The organism is Pseudomonadota bacterium (assembly GCA_013285465.1).
Classification (GTDB): domain Bacteria; phylum Pseudomonadota; class Alphaproteobacteria; order Micavibrionales; family CSBR16-224; genus CSBR16-224.
Window position 1 is genome coordinate 739,817 of the sequence record CP053449.1, and the last position, 16,445, is coordinate 756,261.

Consider the following 16,445-nt stretch of genomic DNA (forward strand, 5'->3'; position numbering starts at 1 on the left):
GTTTTGTTGCCATTGTTCCGCTTTGTTTTGTTCCTGTGAGTCGTTTCGGGCACAGTTTAAAACGCTTTCTCTCCCCGCGCAAATTCTAATTTTTTGAAAGAATTGCGGATTGTTTTGTAAAACCTGCTTGACAATACTGTATTATTACGTTAATACAGTATTACATTAAAACAACAGCAAAGACATGATGATGACGACAACATTGGTACAGGCGCTTTTAACGCTGAAAACGGACGCGGAGTATGAGAAGGTCTGGCGCGATCTCCTCACCCCGCAGGAAATCCGCGTGATGGAGGAACGCTGGCGCATCGCGCAAATGCTCGATCAGGGCGAAAAATCCTATCGCGAAATCGCCGCCGGAACAGGCGCCAGCGTTACAACGGTCGGCCGCGTTGCACGTTTCTTGCGTGACGAACCCTATCAGGGCTACCGCATGTTACTGGACAGAACGGCAAAACAGAAAAACAAGAAGGCAAAAAAATGACGGCAGGAAACGATAATCAAACAGGCGTGAAGGATTTTCCGGCAGAAGGCGGCATTATACGTATCCGTCCCGCAAAGCGGACGGATGAGGACGCGCTGGCTGATCTCGCCTATCGCTCTTACAAAGACCGTTTTTTCAATGATGCGGTCACCGATCAGCTTGGCGGCTCGCTGAAAATTTTCCCTGACCTGATCCCCGATGATGAAAACGGCACAGGGCAGAACCGCGCATTTTTTGCCGCGTACTGGACGGAAGCAATGGCAAAGCTGGAGGATAAAGACGGTTTTTACTGCACGGTCGCGGAATTTATCACTGATGGTGACAGAAAGGGTGATATCCTCGGCTTCGTCAAAGGCTATGGCGGCGCGCTGGAACAGGAATTATTCACCCTCTACGAAGCCGAAAACACCCGCCGCCAATCCTCTGCCCTGACGGATGATTTCAATACCAAAGCGGCAAAACAGACACCCGTTGATCTGCCGCAAGCGGAAAAAATCGCCGAGCTCGGCTCCCTCTATATCGACCCCGCCTGCCGCAAAAGCGGCATCGGGCGGCTGCTGACCCAGCGCTATGCGCAGGACATGCAGGCGAAAGGCTATACCGCGATGACCACCCGCTGTTACAAAGAAAATAACTCGCAACGCTTTTTCGAAAAAATGGGCGCGGAACTCTTCAGTGACTGCCCGATCCCCCAACAATTTGCAAAAACCGACGGCACCCGCGGCGATCTAACCCTGCCGGGCGAAACCCTGTTCTGGAACACGCAGCAGCTCAAAGCACTGGCAACGGAAGATGTACTGTCCTTGCAGACAGGCCAAAAAATCGGCGCTGCGCTTACGCAACCAGATAATCGCCGCACCGCACAGAATAATCAGCGATGCAGTAGGAGCTCTAAACGCTAAGGGTATCTAAGAAGTCCTTTGGTGGAACTAGTTCTTTGAAATCATCTTCGATGGTGTGCTTGATAATTTTCTTTGCGTAAGATTTCGGTAAAGCCGATTTCCCCAACGCCTGTACTTGTGGAATTAGTAAATCAATAAAATGTATGGCGATGTCTATGTTCAATAAGAACCCTTCCGTTGCACTTTGTAATCTGGAGTCAGTCTTGCCGTTTCTGTTTGTGTATCCAAGGTAAAAATGCACCTTGTCGTCTTCTGAGGCAGGGTCGGAACGTATGTCTTGAATGAGAAGGTTTCGTAGTTTTGTAATTTCTTCGACATTGCGAAGAGCATCCTTTACTTTTACAGCGGTAACAAGAGTCTTGGAGTCCAGATAGGCATACAACGAAAGGTTTTCTGTAATTGCTGTAGTATCATAATGCACTTCCAAGAATTGATTAAATATCTTTTGAATGAGAGAGCTATATTGTTGGTTGCTGTCAATTGCGTCCATTATTGATGAAAGCTCTTGGTAAGCAGGTAGGGCATAGTTTTTTTTGACATTTAAAAGAGCGTTTAAGTTAGCAATGAGCATTGCTAGTACTTGATTAATTTGTGATAAAGATTTTTCGCGTTCTTTACTCTTGTTAAGAAACCATACGCAATATGCACCACCAAAGGCACCAAAAGCTGAGCCTATAGCCGCCGTCATAAAATCGGGAGAAAGAAAGCCTACTGCCCACTCCCAAAATGTGAGTAAGAAATTCGTGATTGTGACACCGACATCCTTATAGGCCATCGCGTGTTATGCCGTCTTCTTATTCGCAGGATTACGCGGGTCTTCCAGCCAGGTCATATAGGGCTTGTCGTGCTGGACTTCCTCCATCGTGATGCAATCATCCACAGGGCAGACATGCATGCACAGGTTACAGCCGACGCATTCCGCATCAATCACCGTATATTTGCGGTCACCATCGACGCGCTCCGCGGTAATCGCCTGATGCGAGGTATCCTCGCAGGCAATGTGGCACAGCCCGCATTTGATGCACAAATCCTGATTGATCAGCGCTTTGATATCGTAATTCATATCCAGCTGACCCCAATTGACGAAGTTTTTCGAGGCTTGGCCGCGGAAATCCTCGATGGTGTCATAACCTTTTTCATCCATCCAGTTATTCAACCCGTCAACCATATCTTCAACGATTTTAAAGCCGTAATGCATGGCCGCCGTGCAAACCTGTACCGTGCCTGCACCCAGCGCAATAAATTCCGCCGCATCGCGCCATGTTTCCACGCCGCCGATGCCGGAGATCGGAATGTTTTTGCAATCAGGGTCGCGGGCAATCTCGCCGACCATATTCAGCGCAATCGGCTTCACAGCCGGGCCGCAATAACCGCCATGCGCGCCTTTGCCGTTCACGACAGGCTCGGGTGCCATCACATCAAGATTGACCGAGGTGATGGAATTGATGGTGTTGATCAGGGAGACACCATCCGCACCGCCATTCACTGCCGCACGGGCGGGCAGGAGGATATTGGTGATATTCGGCGTCAGCTTGACCAGTGTCGGAATTTTGGTGTGTTTCTTGCACCATTCCGTGACCATCTGGATATATTCGGGAACCTGACCAACGGCGGAGCCCATACCGCGTTCGGACATGCCATGCGGGCAGCCGAAATTCAGCTCGATGCCGTCACAACCCGTCGTTTCAACGCGGCGCAGTATTTTTTCCCAGCTTTCTTCTTCACAAGGCACCATCAGCGACACAATCATGGCGCGGTCGGGCCAGTTCTTTTTCACGCGGGAAATTTCCGTCAGATTCACGTCCAGCGGACGGTCGGTAATCAGCTCGATATTATTAAAACCGGCAATTTTCGAGCCGTTATAATGCATCGCGCCATAGCGGGAGGAGACATTTACAACCGGCGGATCTTCGCCCAGCGTTTTCCAGACAACGCCGCCCCATCCGGCTTCAAAAGCGCGCACGACGTTATATTCCTTATCCGTCGGCGGTGCCGAGGCCAGCCAGAACGGGTTGGGGGATTTAATACCGACAAAATTTGAACTAAGGTCTGCCATAATGAAATGTCCTTTTTCTTGAAATATTTTAAGCCGAAAGCGCGCGGTCAATAGCGATGGCGGCGCGTTTGCCGTCCTCGACCGCCGCAACGGTTAAATCCTGCCCTTCGGTGCAATCACCGCCCGCCCAGACATTGTCCAGCGAGGTCTGACAATCTTCATTCACCGCAATCTTGCCCTTCGGCGTGATGGTCAGCAAATCGCGCCCGCCGTCCTGCAAGGGGGAGGGAACAAAATACTGCCCGATGGCCTTATAGACCGTATCGACCAGCAGGGTAAAACTATCGCCCGTGCCCATCAGCTTGCCGTTTCCATCCAGCTGCGTGTATTCAAATTCAATCTGGCGGACATGACCGTTCCAGCCGATCAAGCGTTTCGGCTGTGCCCAATGTTTGATCAAGACACCGTTTTCCTGTGCAAGGTCTTGCTCGTGCCAGGTCGCACTCATTTCATCCGGTCCGCGGCGGTAAACCAGCGTTACATCTTCCGCACCCAGACGTTTGGTCTGGATGGCGATATCAATGGCGGTGTTGCCGCCGCCGATCACGACGATCTTGCGCCCGACGGGCAGATCGGCAAAATCTTTGGCCTGACGTAGCGCGGCAATATAATCAACGGCGTTTTCCACGCCCTCTAAATCCTCACCATCCAGCCCCAGCTTATTGACACCGGCAAGACCCATGCCGAGGAAGACCGCATCATAATCGCGGCGCAAATCTTCCAGCTTGATATTGTCGCCCAATCTCTGACCGTTACGGATTTCAATGCCGCCGATGGAGAGAATATAGTCCAGCTCCTGCTGTGCGAAATCATCGGGCAGCTTATAGGCGGCGATACCGTATTCATTCAGGCCGCCGGCTTTTTCATGGGCTTCAAAGACAACGACATCATGCCCCAGTGTCGCCAGACGATGCGTGCAAGACATACCGGCAGGACCGCCGCCGACCACGGCGACTTTTTTGCCCGTCGCGGCTTTACGCGTAAAGATTTGTTTGTCATCACGCGCCATCAAACCGTCAACGGCATAGCGCTGCAGGCGGCCGATTTTGACAGGCTGGCTGTTTTGCGTATTGCGTACGCAGGCATCTTCGCACAGTTCTTCCACAGGGCAGACACGCGCACAGGCACCGCCCATAATATTGGCACTCAGAATATCCGTGGCAGCGCCTTTGACATTATTTGTCGAGATTTTGTGGATAAAGCTCGGAATATCGATCCCCGTCGGGCAAGCCTCAACGCAAGGCGCGTCATAGCAGAAATAGCAACGGTCAGCCTCGATCACCGCACGGCGGCGGTCAAGCGCGGGCAGCAAATCGCTGAAATTCTCGTTATAGGCTTCCGCATTCAGCCGTCCGGCTTTAATATCCGGCGTTTCCGGTACGGGCGGCATTTCGATCGGCGTTTTCGCCGCTTGGGAACTATCAGTCATTCTGGTCCTCAAAATCTGGTCAGTGTTGTCTTGCTTACACACACGCTTTATAACCACGCCAGCAGTCAGAGGAATTTTTTTATTGCAGAAAAGGTAGTCGAAGCCATCCCTCCCGTCAAGCCTTCCAACAGCTTAGGGCCGTTTCGGAAGAATGTTTCAAGATTCCGAAAAATATTTAATTTTTGACATCACGGCAGGCTTTTCCTACACTTTCAAACACAGCATATATCGAAGAAAAAAATCATTGGGAGAATCGAATGAACAAGTCCTTGCGTCTTGCCATTGAGGGTAATATTGGTGTCGGAAAGTCAACTTTGCTTAACACTCTGCCCGCACAGCTCGGCGATAACTGGTTCCCGCTTCCCGAACGCGCTGACGAAGACCCCGAATTCCGCCGCCTTTTGAACGAGTTTTACGCCGATCCGAATAAACGCGTCAATCTGCAGGCATGGATCACCAATAGCCGCATTGAAGAATGCAAAACCCTGCGCGCAGACAGCAACTATATTTTCGAACGCTCCTTCATCGGCGATATGATCTTCTGCCACGCCAATTTCATGCGCCATGAACGCCCCTCGGGCGAATTGCTTGGCTTTTACTACGATATTATGAAGGCGGCAAAGGATCATCCGCTTGATGCGCTGATCTATCTGAAAGCCTCGCCGGAAACCTGCCACAGCCGCATTCTTGACCGCAGCCGCGCCGCTGAAGACGGCATCCCGATGAGCTATATCCGCTATCTGCACGGCTGCTATGAAACCCATCTGCCGGAAATTGCCCGCACGCTGAATATTCCGGTGATCGAAATCGATTGGGAAAGCTTCCAAAAAACCGAATATGTTGCGGAAAAGCTTGAAAATTTCATACAAAATGGTATATATGGCACGACAATAAGGAAAATCGCCTAAAGCTTTTATAGCTGAACGGAGTGCCAAATGCAGAAAATTTCCGCCGTCATTTTCGACGTCGATAACACGCTTTATGATTTCACCGCCTTCTATCGCCCGGCTTTCGAGGCGATGCTCGATAAAATCTCTGAAAAAAGCGGCATTGATCAGGAACAGCTGAAAAAAGAATTCCGCGCCATCCATCAGCGCGAAGGCACCTCCGAATTCGTTTTCGCCGTACAGGAGCTCCCATCTTTAAAGAAATTGCATCCCGGCGAAGACCTTACCGAAACCTATGCCGATGCCATCCATGCCTTCCGCAAGGCACGTAAACAGAATTTGAAGCTCTATGACGGCGTGAAAGAAACGCTGGAAAAGCTGAAAGAGTCAGGCACGCGCATCATTGCCTATACGGAATCCCCCGGCTATCACGCCATGTCACGCTTGAAACAACTGGGGCTGGACGGTCTTATTGACTGCGTTTATTCAATGCCCGACCATGACATGCCCGGCCAAGTCAAACGCGAAGATGTGCGCCTTTACGATAAAAGCAATTACGCCTTCGCAAAAACCGAAATGCGCCACACCACGCCGGGGGTTTTAAAACCGAACCCGGAAACACTGGAGGGCATTGTCGAAGAACTCAATATCGATGCGGATGAAGTCCTCTATGTCGGCGATCACTTAATGAAGGATGTCAGCATGGCAAAGGCGATGGGGCTGCACGCCGCCCATGCCGCCTATGGCTCCTATATGGGCGACAATAATTACGAATTGCTCAAACAGCTGACCTTCTGGACCGATGAGATGATCGAAAAGGAAAAACAATATCACGACCAACCCCAAATCGCGCCCGATACCACGCTGTCCAAAAACATCAATGAACTGTTCCGGCATTTCACCTTTACTGCCTATCAGGGAACCCCGAAAGACAGCGCCAAATTCGCCGCCAGCCCGTTCTGCAAAACCACGCAGGATGCGGAAAAACCATCCGCCAAACAACAATCCCCGAAAACACCGAAACGCTAAAAACGGGCTTTTCAGCTTGCATGAATACGAAAAATAGCGTATTCAAAGGGCCTGAAAAACTTTGCTTTTACGGCGTAATGAACAGTCATGGATAATGTGAACACGGAAACAGTCGCGGAAAATGAAACCACCGCTCCGCAAGATATTGATATCGTCACCTTCGGCTGTCGATTGAATATCCATGAATCCGAAGTCATGCGCGACCATGCCAAATCAGCCGGATTGAAAGACACCGTCATCATCAATACCTGCGCCGTGACGAAAGAGGCGGAGCGCAGTGCGCGTCAAGCCATCCGCCGTTTGCGCCGCGAACGTCCCTCGGCAAATATCGTCGTCACAGGCTGTTCGGCGCAGATTGATCCCGCAAGCTATGCCAAAATGCCCGAGGTTAATCATGTCATCGGCAATGATTTGAAATTGAAGGCCGAAACATGGCAGAGCGCACAACATCCGCCCGCAAAAGTACTCGTCAATGACATCATGTCGGTGAAAGAAACCGCAGGCCATCTGATCAGCGGCTTTGAAACCCATGCCCGCGCTTTCGTCCAAGTGCAAAACGGCTGTGACCACCGCTGCACTTTCTGCATCATTCCCTTCGGGCGCGGCAATTCGCGCTCCGTCCCGATTGGCGAGATTGTCGATCAGGTGCGCAAACTCGTCGCCGCAGGCTATGCCGAGGTTGTGCTGACAGGCGTTGACGTCACCTCCTACGGGCCTGATCTGCCGGGCAATCCGACGCTGGGGCAGATGATCCGCCGCTTGCTGGCACTCGTCCCTGAACTGACGCGGTTGCGCCTGTCCTCGCTTGATCCTGTCGAAATTGATGATGATCTCTGGCATCTGATCGAACATGAGCCGCGCTTGATGCCGCATCTGCATCTTTCCGTTCAGGCAGGGGATGATATGATTTTAAAACGGATGAAGCGCCGCCATCTACGCAAAGATATTCTCGATGTTTGTGAAAAGGCGCGCCGTCTGCGCCCTGATATTGTCTTCGGCGCGGATATCATCGCAGGCTTTCCGACCGAAACCGACGAGATGTTTGAAAATACCCGCAAGCTGGTGGCGGAGGCGGGGCTGGCCTATCTGCATGTCTTCCCTTATTCGCCGCGCCCCGGAACGCCTGCGGCACGGATGCCGCAAGTGGCGGGCAATATCCGCAAATCCCGCGCCGCCATTCTGCGTGCGGAAGGCGCAACGCAGTTACAGGCATTGCTGGCAAAACATGACGGCAGCCTGTGCAATGTGCTGGTGGAAAAAAACAATGCGGGGCATAGTGAACATTTCCTGCCTGTTGTGCTACAAGAAGAAAATGATGACGTTCCGCACGGAACACTTCTGCCGGTGCGCATTACCGGCATCACGGAAGACAAAGCATTGGGAGTGCGCGCATGATCTGGTTTTTTCGCAAGAAAAAAAAGGATAAACCGAAAGAGGAAGAGCTTCCCGTAGAAGAAGCGGCGGAAGAAGTTGTCGCAGAACCCGCGCCCGAACCGGAACCCGAACCCGAACCCGAACCCGCGCCCGAACCTGTCGCTGAAATTGTCGAAGAGATAGAAGAAACAGTGCTGGAAGTTGCGGAGGTCATCGCACCGCCGCCGATTGAAACGGCAGCCGCTGTCGCCCCCGCACCGGAACCTGCACCAGAGCCAGAGCCTGAGCCTGAGCCTGAGCCTGAGCCGGAACCCGAACCCGAACCCGAACCCGAACCCGAACCCGAACCTGAACCCGAGCCCGAGCCCGAGCCCGAACCCGTTGCTATTGCGGAAGAGGTAGCCGAAGAGCTGCCGGAAGAAAAACCGGAAGAGAAAAAAGGCTGGTTCTCTCGCCTGACGCAGGGTCTCAGCAAAACCTCCTCGCAATTAACGGAAAATATTACTGCCGTTTTCACCAAGAAAAAGCTCGATGCGCAAATGCTGGAGGAGCTGGAAGAGGCGTTGATTATCGCCGATATCGGCCCCGAAACCGCTGTGGCTTTAACGGAAGCGCTGTCAAAAGAACGCTTCGGCAAGGAAATCAGCTCCGAGGAAGTCCGCGAGTTTCTGGCGGAAAAAATTGCGGATATTCTGGAACCCGTCATGCAGCCGCTGGTGCTGGAAACGCCGGAAAGCGGCGGGCCTTGCGTGGTGCTGGTCGCGGGCGTGAACGGTGCGGGGAAAACCACGACCATCGGCAAAATGGCGCATCATTACCGCGCACAGGGCAAAAAGGTCATGATGGCCGCGGGTGATACGTTCCGCGCTGCCGCTGTGGAACAATTGAAAGTCTGGGGCGAGCGCACGGGCGCACCGGTGATTGCCAAGGATACGGGCGCAGATGCGGGCGCACTGGCCTATGAAGCCTATGAAGCCGCGAAAAAACAGGGCATGGATATTCTGCTGGTTGATACGGCGGGGCGCTTGCAAAACAAAACCGATCTGATGGCGGAGCTGGAAAAAGTCGTGCGCGTCTTGAAAAAACATGATGAAAGCGCGCCGCATACCACGCTGCTGGTGCTGGATGCCACGGTCGGGCAGAATGCCCATAGTCAGGTTGATATTTTCGGCAAAACCGTTGATGTGACAGGGCTGATCATGACCAAACTCGACGGTTCCGCAAAGGGCGGGGTGGTGGTGTCACTGGCACAGAAATTCGGCCTGCCGATTCATGCCATCGGTATCGGCGAGGGGGTGGATGATCTGCGTCCCTTTGATGCCGTGTCCTTCGCGCGTTCATTGATGGGGCTTGACCGGTCTTAACAACACACCCGTAAATTCTGTTACAAAAACTTAACATTTATGTGATACTGTCTGATAATGCTTTGCTTTTCTGCGGGGCGTATTTTTCGAATATTTCAAGGTTTCTTTGACAATGCCCACACGTTACCCTTCACCGATCAAACCCGGACGCAGCACGAAAGTGTTCCGCAGCCCTGAAAAGGCGTTGCAGCATATCAAAGAAATCTATGACAGGAATGTCACCTATTTGCGCCGCCGTTTCGAGGATTTCTGTAACAAGGAAGGCTTGCCGACGGAACGCTCCACGGCGCATTACCCCTATATCCTGTTTAAAACCAAAACCTATCCTTCGGTTGACCGCCGCTTGTCTTACGGTTTTGTCACCCAGCCGGGCATGTATTCCACAACCGTCACGCGGCCTGATATTTTTGACCATTATTTCAAGGAACAATTGACCCTGCTGTGCGAAAACCACAGCGATGCGAAACTTGAAATCGGTGTGAGCGATGTGCCGATCCCGCTGCATTTCGCACTGGGGGAGGATTTTTATCTGGAAGGTGAGCTTTCCTCGACAAAGCTGGATGCCTTGCCGCTGCTGTTTGATCTGCCTGATCTCAGTATGATGGATGATAAAATCGCCAACGGTATTTATCTGCTGGATGAAGATACGGAGGCGAATGTGCAGCCGCTGTCCCTGTTTACTGCGCCGCGCGTTGATGTCAGCCTGCAGCGGTTGAAACATTATACGGGCACATCTTCCGAGCATTTCCAGAATTTCGTCATTTACACGAACTATCAGTTCTATATTGATGAATTTATCCGTAACGGCATGCGTCTGATGTCTTATACGGAGGAAAAGGAACTGGCGAAAGAGCGGTCGGAATATGTCTCCTTTGTCGAGCCGGGCAATAAAATCACCCATAACGCCAATCTTCCCGGCGGGATGAGCAAAGACGGCTTTCCCCGCATCGAAGGCGGCAGTATGAGCCGTATCCCGCAAATGCCTGCCTATCACTTGAAACGGGCAAACGGGTCGGGCATTACCATGATCAATATCGGTGTCGGTCCCTCCAATGCCAAAAACATCACCGACCATGTCGCCGTGCTGCGTCCGCATGCATGGCTGATGCTGGGTCACTGCGCGGGCCTCCGGAATTCGCAGCGTCTGGGTGATTATGTGCTGGCACATGCCTATATCCGTGAAGATGCCATTTTGGATGATGATTTGCCGCTGCATGTGCCACTTCCGGCCTTGTCGGAAATTCAGCTGGCGCTGGCCTCGGCAATGAGCGAGGTCACAGGGCTGGATGATTACGAATTCAAACGGATTATGCGCACGGGAACGGTTGCCAGCATTAATGACCGTAACTGGGAGCTGCGCGACCAGAAGGAGCTGATGTGGCATTTCAGCCAAAGCCGTGCGATTGCGCTGGATATGGAATCCGCGACCATTGCCGCAAACGGTTTCCGTTTCCGCGTTCCTTACGGTACGCTGCTCTGCGTGTCTGATAAGCCGCTGCACGGGCAATTGAAACTGCCGGGTATGGCGGATGAGTTCTACCGCGAACGTGTTGACCAGCACTTGAAAATCGGTCTTCTGGCAATGGAAAAACTGCGCGCCATGGGCAAGGAAAGATTGCACAGCCGCAAGTTGCGCAGCTTTACCGAAGTTGCATTTCAGTAAAAACTTCCCGATAATAATAAACAGATATACGGATTTTCCCTTGATGGCAGGGGATGACCGCTTGGACGCAAACCGAAAGACGCGGGCAGCAGCGTGGATCTGATAGAATTTATCGAGAAAACCAGCAAAGCCGACACAGTCGAGCAGCTTTTCGCCCTGCTTGAAAATGTCATGTCCAATTACGGTTTTGACCGTGTGCTGTTCAGCCTGATGACGGATCATCCTTCGATCGGAAAATCTGCCGGCCACGGCATTATGCGGAATTATCCCGGCGAATGGATGGCCTATTACGCCGATAAGAAATATGAGGATGTCGACCCTGTCCGCCAATATGTCGTGCAGGCTCCGGCACCTTTTACATGGTCGTTTCTGGAAGACAAGCTGCAATTGATGCCGGACCAGCAAAAAGTGATGGATGAAGCGCGTGAAGCGGGTCTGTATCACGGTATTGCCATTCCGATGCGCGGGCCGATGGGGGCGATTGCGGGGATAGGTGCGGCCGGCAGCGGGGCGGATGGCAGTGATATTTCCCGTGATACGCTGGCGCTGGTCAATGCCGCCTGTCAGCAGTTTTACGCGTCTTTCATCGGGTTGGAGCAGCAAGCCGTCCCGCCGGAGCAGGAAGGTGTTAGCCTGACAGAGCGGGAAAAAGAAGTGCTGAAATGGTGCGCCCAGGGCAAGACCACATGGGAAATCGGTGTCATTCTTGGCCTGTCCGAGGCGGGCGTGTTGTTTCATCTGCGCAATGTGATGAAAAAATTCAATACTTCCTCACGCGTTTATGCGGTGATGCAGGCGGTACGTTTTGGATTAATACAGCTGTAAAAGTTTTTGACGCAAAACGAAAATAGGCTATAGTGGGAAGATACGGGATTAACATTTTTAAACTAAAGTGCACTAAAAATCATGGCAGATAAAAAAGCGGAACAGGCCACGGCGGAGGAGCCTTCGATCGAGGAAATCCTCGAATCCATTCGTCAGATCATATCTGACGATGATGAAGATGGCGATGATGCCGGCGATGTTATCATGGATGTCGAAGCGGATAAGGATAAAGCCGGCGATGTCGATCTGCCGAAAAAGGACGATGATGACAAGCCCGCCGATATCGAAGGCGATGTGACGGAACAGGCTGTTGATGACGGCGATGTACTAGAGTTGCGTGATGTCGTTGAAGAAGGCGGCGCTGCGGATATTTCGATGGATGCTGCGGAAGATGATTATGAGCCCGCCGATATCGAAGGTGATATGACGGATGCGGATGACAGCCGTTTGATCTCGGAAGATACGGAAGAGGCCGCCGTCGGCGCGATGGCGAAACTGGCGGAAAATATGTTTGTCGAAGAACACACCGCGGCAGGCATCGCCCCGGCCGGACGCGTGACGCTGGAACATATCACGCGGGAACTGTTACGTCCGATGCTGAAGGAATGGCTTGACCGCCGCCTTCCCGGATTGGTGGAGGAGCTGGTCGAGCGTGAAATTAAGAAAATCTCCGACCGTTCCAAGAAATAACCCTGCTTTTTAGTCTGATCCCATGACGCAGCGCTGGAAAATAACCGTGGAATATGACGGTTCCCTCTATGCGGGCTGGCAACTTCAGCAACATGACATGACTGTGCAACAGGCTCTGGAAGAGGCGATTTTGGCCTTCTCCGGAGAAGAAACACGCCTGCATGTTGCCGGGCGCACGGATGCCGGAGTGCATGCGCTGGGGCAGGTCGCACATTTCGATCTGGAGCGGGAGGTCACGGAAAAAACCGTGCGCGATGCCATCAATGCCAAATTACGGGAAAAGAAATATTCCGGCGTGTCGGTGGTGATGGCGGAGCCCGTAGAAGATGATTTTCACGCCCGTTTCGGTGCGCAGAACCGGGTGTATCTCTACCGTATCCTTGCTGACCGCGCCGCACCGCCTGCATTGCTGGGCAAACGTGTCTGGCATATGCGTGACAGGCTGGATGTCGCTGCGATGAATGCCGGTGCGCAATATCTTTTGGGGCATCATGATTTTTCCTCTTTCCGTGCGGCGGGCTGTCAGGCGAATTCACCGCTGCGTACGGTGCGTCTTGTCGCGGTGACGGAGGATCGCGAAGAGGCTTACGGGGCAGGGCAGGCGGTGACCGTGAAAGTTGAGGCCAAATCCTTCCTTTATCATCAGGTGCGCAATATCGTCGGGTCACTCGTGCCGGTCGGGACGGGAAAATGGCAGCCGGAAAAAATCGGTGAAATCCTTGCCGCCTGTGACCGGACAAAAGCGGCGGAAACCGCGCCCGCGCACGGGCTGTATTTCGCGCGCGTCGATTATTAGACCGGTCAGGCTAAAAGGAATTAGCGGTTAAAGCCCTGTTTTTTGCGGTTTTGTGCGCCGCCGTCAATATGATCGGCAATGCTTTTCAACTCGCTGACAACGGTTCGCAGGGACATGCTGCTGAGTTTGCCGTCTGTTTCGACAAGCTCGTTGATGACATCGCGCAGGCGTCCTGACAATTCGGAATTTCCTGTTGTTGCCGGAGCATCATCATCACCGTGGGTCAGATCATCGACCGTTTCCATGGCTTTATCTTTTGCACGGCTGAAAACACCGCTGGCTTTGCCGGCGAGATCGCCCAGCAGACTTGATCCGCTGCCTTTGGAAGCGGCGGGTTTATCCTCTTTTTTCGGAGGAGATTTCTTCGGTTTTTTGCCGCGGACTTCGTCCAGCAGATCGTCAAGGCTGGTATCATTGCCTTTGAACGGGTTTGTGCCGGTATGGCGGGCGTTTTTCAGGACATCTCTCACATCACGGCGCGTCGATTTCTGGTCAAGATCATCACCGAACAGTTCGTCATCGCTCATTTCCACGGTTTCCGTACCGAATTCGGCGCTGGCTTTCCCGAAATCCCAGAAAGCATCGCTGCCGCCTGAGCTGGAGGGATCATCGCCATTGGCTTGACGCGCAAGCCCTTCATAACCGTATTCATCAAAAGTCTGGCGTTTTTCGGGATCTTTCAGAATTTCATAGGCACCGTTTACAAGAGAAGCCTGCTGGCGCGCTTCTGTCAGAAGTTTTACGGCTTCCGGCGTGCCTTCCAGCCCGTCGCGTTTGATCCGCGCATTGACGCGGTCTTCATGGTGCCGCATCAGCGCCTTGTTTTTGGCTTTTTTGATCTCGTCATCAGTGGCATTCTTTGCAACACCGAGAATTTCATATGGAGATGGTTGTGACATTATTTTAAGTCCCTCTTCCTCTTATTCGTACCAGCCGTTTTGCTCTGCAGGGCTTTATTATTGCCATTTGCCCGTTGCATTTCAAGTATTCAAACACATACCCGCGCATAGGTTGCGCATGGTTGTTAACCTTGTATTAATATTTCTACATGATTCTGAGCATTATGTCAAGTAAATCAAGTGATGATATTCTTTGAAAAAGTTTTTTTTTGTGTGTAGACTAGTTATGTGTTCTGTAGTAGTTCTTAAAACACTACGGGATTTTCAATCCGGTTTCGATTTTTTTTTTGCAAAAAACAAATCACGAAAGGAAGTACTATAATGAAGAAGTTTTTGACAGTAATGTGCATGGTTTCTGCCCTGTCCGTTGCAGGTTGCTCGCAATCCGCAACGACAAATGACAAAAGCTGGGATCCGATCTCAAGCGGTCGTACAGCTGGCAGCGTCGGTGTTGAAGCCGTAAAAACCAAGCCGATGAAAGCCGAAAAATCTTTCGACAACTCGCTGCGTAAATAAGCCTGTTGTGCTTGTAAAGATTTGTCCGGTACGGATAAATGGTTGAAAAAACCCTGCCTGCGTGATGAACCGGGCGGGGTTTTTCTTTATTTTGCGGATATTTTCTTTGACTTACAGGCCTTTTTTGACGCATCATAAGAAGAGAAGGGTTCCCTTCGTTCTTACAGGAGAAGAATTACCATGAAGCGTTCAGCGAATCACAGTCTGCCTAGCAGCCTCGTTATTTTCGCGTTGGTTTTCAGCATGTTGCTGGCCGGCACCGCTTTCGTGCGCACGGCAATGGCACAAAATGCCGCGCCACCGCCTGCTGCGGCGTATCAGGGCGTCCCGCAGGGCTATAACTATGCCAATAACAAGATTATCCGCCTGACCCCGAATGAATCCCATATTCTGCACCTGAACCGTAATGCCGCCAGCGTGATTGTGGCCAATCCCGTTCATGCGGGTGTGTTTCTGGATACACCGCGCGTGTTGGTGATTGTTCCGGGTACGCCGGGCGCAACCTCTTTTACGGTTCTGGATGTGGAAGGTAATGAAATCATGCGCCGCGATGTGATTATCTCGGAACGTCAGAACAAATATGTCCGTATTCAGCGTATTTGCACGGGCGGCGGCAATTGTGTTCCCAGTTCGGTCTATTTCTGTCCGGACGGATGTCATCAGGTTTCCACGACATCGCGCGACAGCGGTTCCGTTAATGTCAGCGCCCGCCCGGCTCCGGCACCTGCCGGCGGTATGGATGGCGGCGGCGGAGACATGGAAGAACCCGCGGATGTGAATGAGGGGGACGGATACTGATGACAGAGCAATCCTCAAACCGTATAAAAATTCTGCTCTCGACGGCTTTTTGCGGCTTGATGCTGTTCGGCTGTCAGAACAGCAGTTCACAAACGGGCATGTATCAGCAGGCACTGGAATCGCGCCAGCAGATTACACATTCCAATGCCGGTGAAGCCGTTCAACTTTATGAAAGGCTTTACGCCCGCAACAGCGGTGATATCGGCATTACCGTGAAATATGCAGAAGCTTTGCGCAAGGCGGGTATGCCGCAACAGGCGCTGACTGTTTTGTCACCGCTGGCGGAATCGCAAATGAAGGCAAAACCTGCGGTTCTGGTTGAATATGCGGCGTCTAATATTGCCGTCGGGCGCTTTATGCATGCACAGCATGCGCTGGATAAATTCTATGGGCTGGATAAGAAAAACGCCGCGGATAAAGATGATTTGCAGCCGCAGGCGCTGAACCTGAACGGCTTGGTCTTGTCGGCCTCGGGCCATCACGCAGAAGCGGAAGAGAAATACCGCGAGGCACTGGCCTCATGGCTGGGCAATCCGTCGGTTGTGATGAATAATCTGGCCTTATCGCTGGCACAGCAGGGCAAATTTGACGAAGCGCTTGATTTTCTGGAACAGGCACAACGTCAGAGTACGCCGGAACAGCAAGGCATGCATGACCAAAACCTTGCGCTGGTCGAAAAACTGCAGAAAAAATCCGCGAAAAAGAAATAATCGCGGCTTTCCGGCGGCTCCTC

General features: G+C 52.1%; 17 protein-coding genes. 13 read left to right on the forward strand and 4 right to left on the reverse strand.

Features of this window, described 5'->3' with window-relative positions; all coding sequences use genetic code 11:
* Positions 1-184: 184 nt before the first annotated feature.
* Positions 185-484, forward strand: coding sequence for a TrpR like protein, YerC/YecD (locus tag HND56_03605; GenBank protein QKK04830.1), 300 nt, complete (start codon positions 185-187; stop codon positions 482-484).
* The gene (locus HND56_03610; GenBank protein QKK04831.1) at positions 481-1,386 is read left to right on the forward strand and encodes a GNAT family N-acetyltransferase; all 906 of its coding nucleotides are present in this window, start codon (positions 481-483) and stop codon (positions 1,384-1,386) included. The genes HND56_03605 and HND56_03610 overlap by 4 nt, the downstream gene beginning before the upstream one ends.
* Here the strand turns inward: HND56_03610 and HND56_03615 are convergent.
* From HND56_03615 to HND56_03625, 3 genes are read right to left on the reverse strand one after another with little or no spacing between them, the layout of a single operon-like run.
* Complete coding sequence (locus tag HND56_03615; protein ID QKK04832.1) at positions 1,376-2,161, reverse strand: hypothetical protein; 786 nt, start codon at positions 2,159-2,161, stop codon at positions 1,376-1,378. The two genes, HND56_03610 and HND56_03615, sit on opposite strands and share 11 nt — an antisense overlap.
* 6 nt (positions 2,162-2,167) lie before the next feature.
* Entirely contained in the window at positions 2,168-3,442 is a 1,275-nt protein-coding gene (gene preA, locus HND56_03620; protein QKK04833.1) for an NAD-dependent dihydropyrimidine dehydrogenase subunit PreA, read from the reverse strand.
* Between the two features lie 28 nt (positions 3,443-3,470).
* A complete protein-coding gene (locus HND56_03625) occupies positions 3,471-4,832 on the reverse strand; it encodes an NAD(P)-dependent oxidoreductase (protein QKK06541.1) in 1,362 nt (453 codons plus the stop codon).
* A 296-nt stretch (positions 4,833-5,128) separates the two neighbouring features.
* On the opposite strand from HND56_03625, the gene HND56_03630 reads away from it, so the two are divergent.
* From HND56_03630 to truA, 8 genes are all read left to right on the forward strand, one after another.
* The gene (locus tag HND56_03630) at positions 5,129-5,779 is read left to right on the forward strand and encodes a deoxynucleoside kinase (GenBank protein ID QKK04834.1); all 651 of its coding nucleotides are present in this window, start codon (positions 5,129-5,131) and stop codon (positions 5,777-5,779) included.
* 27 nt (positions 5,780-5,806) lie between these two features.
* On the forward strand, positions 5,807-6,787 hold the full coding sequence (locus HND56_03635) for an HAD family hydrolase (protein QKK04835.1): 981 nt from the start codon (positions 5,807-5,809) through the stop codon (positions 6,785-6,787).
* Positions 6,788-6,874: 87 nt separating this feature from the next.
* Complete coding sequence (gene mtaB / locus HND56_03640; protein ID QKK04836.1) at positions 6,875-8,182, forward strand: tRNA (N(6)-L-threonylcarbamoyladenosine(37)-C(2))-methylthiotransferase MtaB; 1,308 nt, start codon at positions 6,875-6,877, stop codon at positions 8,180-8,182.
* Positions 8,164-9,525 carry a signal recognition particle-docking protein FtsY gene (gene ftsY / locus HND56_03645; protein ID QKK06542.1) on the forward strand — a complete coding sequence of 454 codons (1,362 nt, stop codon included), beginning with the start codon at positions 8,164-8,166 and terminating at the stop codon, positions 9,523-9,525. The genes mtaB and ftsY overlap by 19 nt, the downstream gene beginning before the upstream one ends.
* Before the next feature lie 112 nt (positions 9,526-9,637).
* A complete protein-coding gene (locus HND56_03650; GenBank protein QKK04837.1) occupies positions 9,638-11,188 on the forward strand; it encodes an AMP nucleosidase in 1,551 nt (516 codons plus the stop codon).
* Between the two features lie 93 nt (positions 11,189-11,281).
* Positions 11,282-12,013, forward strand: a complete 732-nt coding sequence (locus HND56_03655; protein ID QKK04838.1) for a hypothetical protein — start codon at positions 11,282-11,284, stop codon at positions 12,011-12,013.
* Between the two features lie 81 nt (positions 12,014-12,094).
* A complete protein-coding gene (locus HND56_03660) occupies positions 12,095-12,703 on the forward strand; it encodes a DUF2497 domain-containing protein (GenBank protein QKK04839.1) in 609 nt (202 codons plus the stop codon).
* A gap of 22 nt (positions 12,704-12,725) precedes the next feature.
* The gene (gene truA, locus HND56_03665; protein QKK04840.1) at positions 12,726-13,499 is read left to right on the forward strand and encodes a tRNA pseudouridine(38-40) synthase TruA; all 774 of its coding nucleotides are present in this window, start codon (positions 12,726-12,728) and stop codon (positions 13,497-13,499) included.
* 20 nt (positions 13,500-13,519) lie between these two features.
* On the opposite strand, the gene HND56_03670 is transcribed toward truA, so the two are convergent.
* On the reverse strand, positions 13,520-14,398 hold the full coding sequence (locus HND56_03670; protein QKK04841.1) for a DnaJ domain-containing protein: 879 nt from the start codon (positions 14,396-14,398) through the stop codon (positions 13,520-13,522).
* Positions 14,399-14,719: 321 nt separating this feature from the next.
* On the opposite strand from HND56_03670, the gene HND56_03675 reads away from it, so the two are divergent.
* The 3 genes from HND56_03675 to HND56_03685 all read left to right on the forward strand — a co-directional run bounded on the left by HND56_03675 (position 14,720) and on the right by HND56_03685 (position 16,422).
* The gene (locus tag HND56_03675; protein ID QKK04842.1) at positions 14,720-14,914 is read left to right on the forward strand and encodes a hypothetical protein; all 195 of its coding nucleotides are present in this window, start codon (positions 14,720-14,722) and stop codon (positions 14,912-14,914) included.
* Positions 14,915-15,094: 180 nt separating this feature from the next.
* Complete coding sequence (locus HND56_03680) at positions 15,095-15,712, forward strand: hypothetical protein (GenBank protein ID QKK04843.1); 618 nt, start codon at positions 15,095-15,097, stop codon at positions 15,710-15,712.
* Positions 15,712-16,422, forward strand: coding sequence for a tetratricopeptide repeat protein (locus tag HND56_03685; GenBank protein ID QKK04844.1), 711 nt, complete (start codon positions 15,712-15,714; stop codon positions 16,420-16,422). Before HND56_03680 ends, HND56_03685 begins: the two co-directional genes overlap by 1 nt.
* The last annotated feature ends 23 nt before the right edge of the window (positions 16,423-16,445 follow it).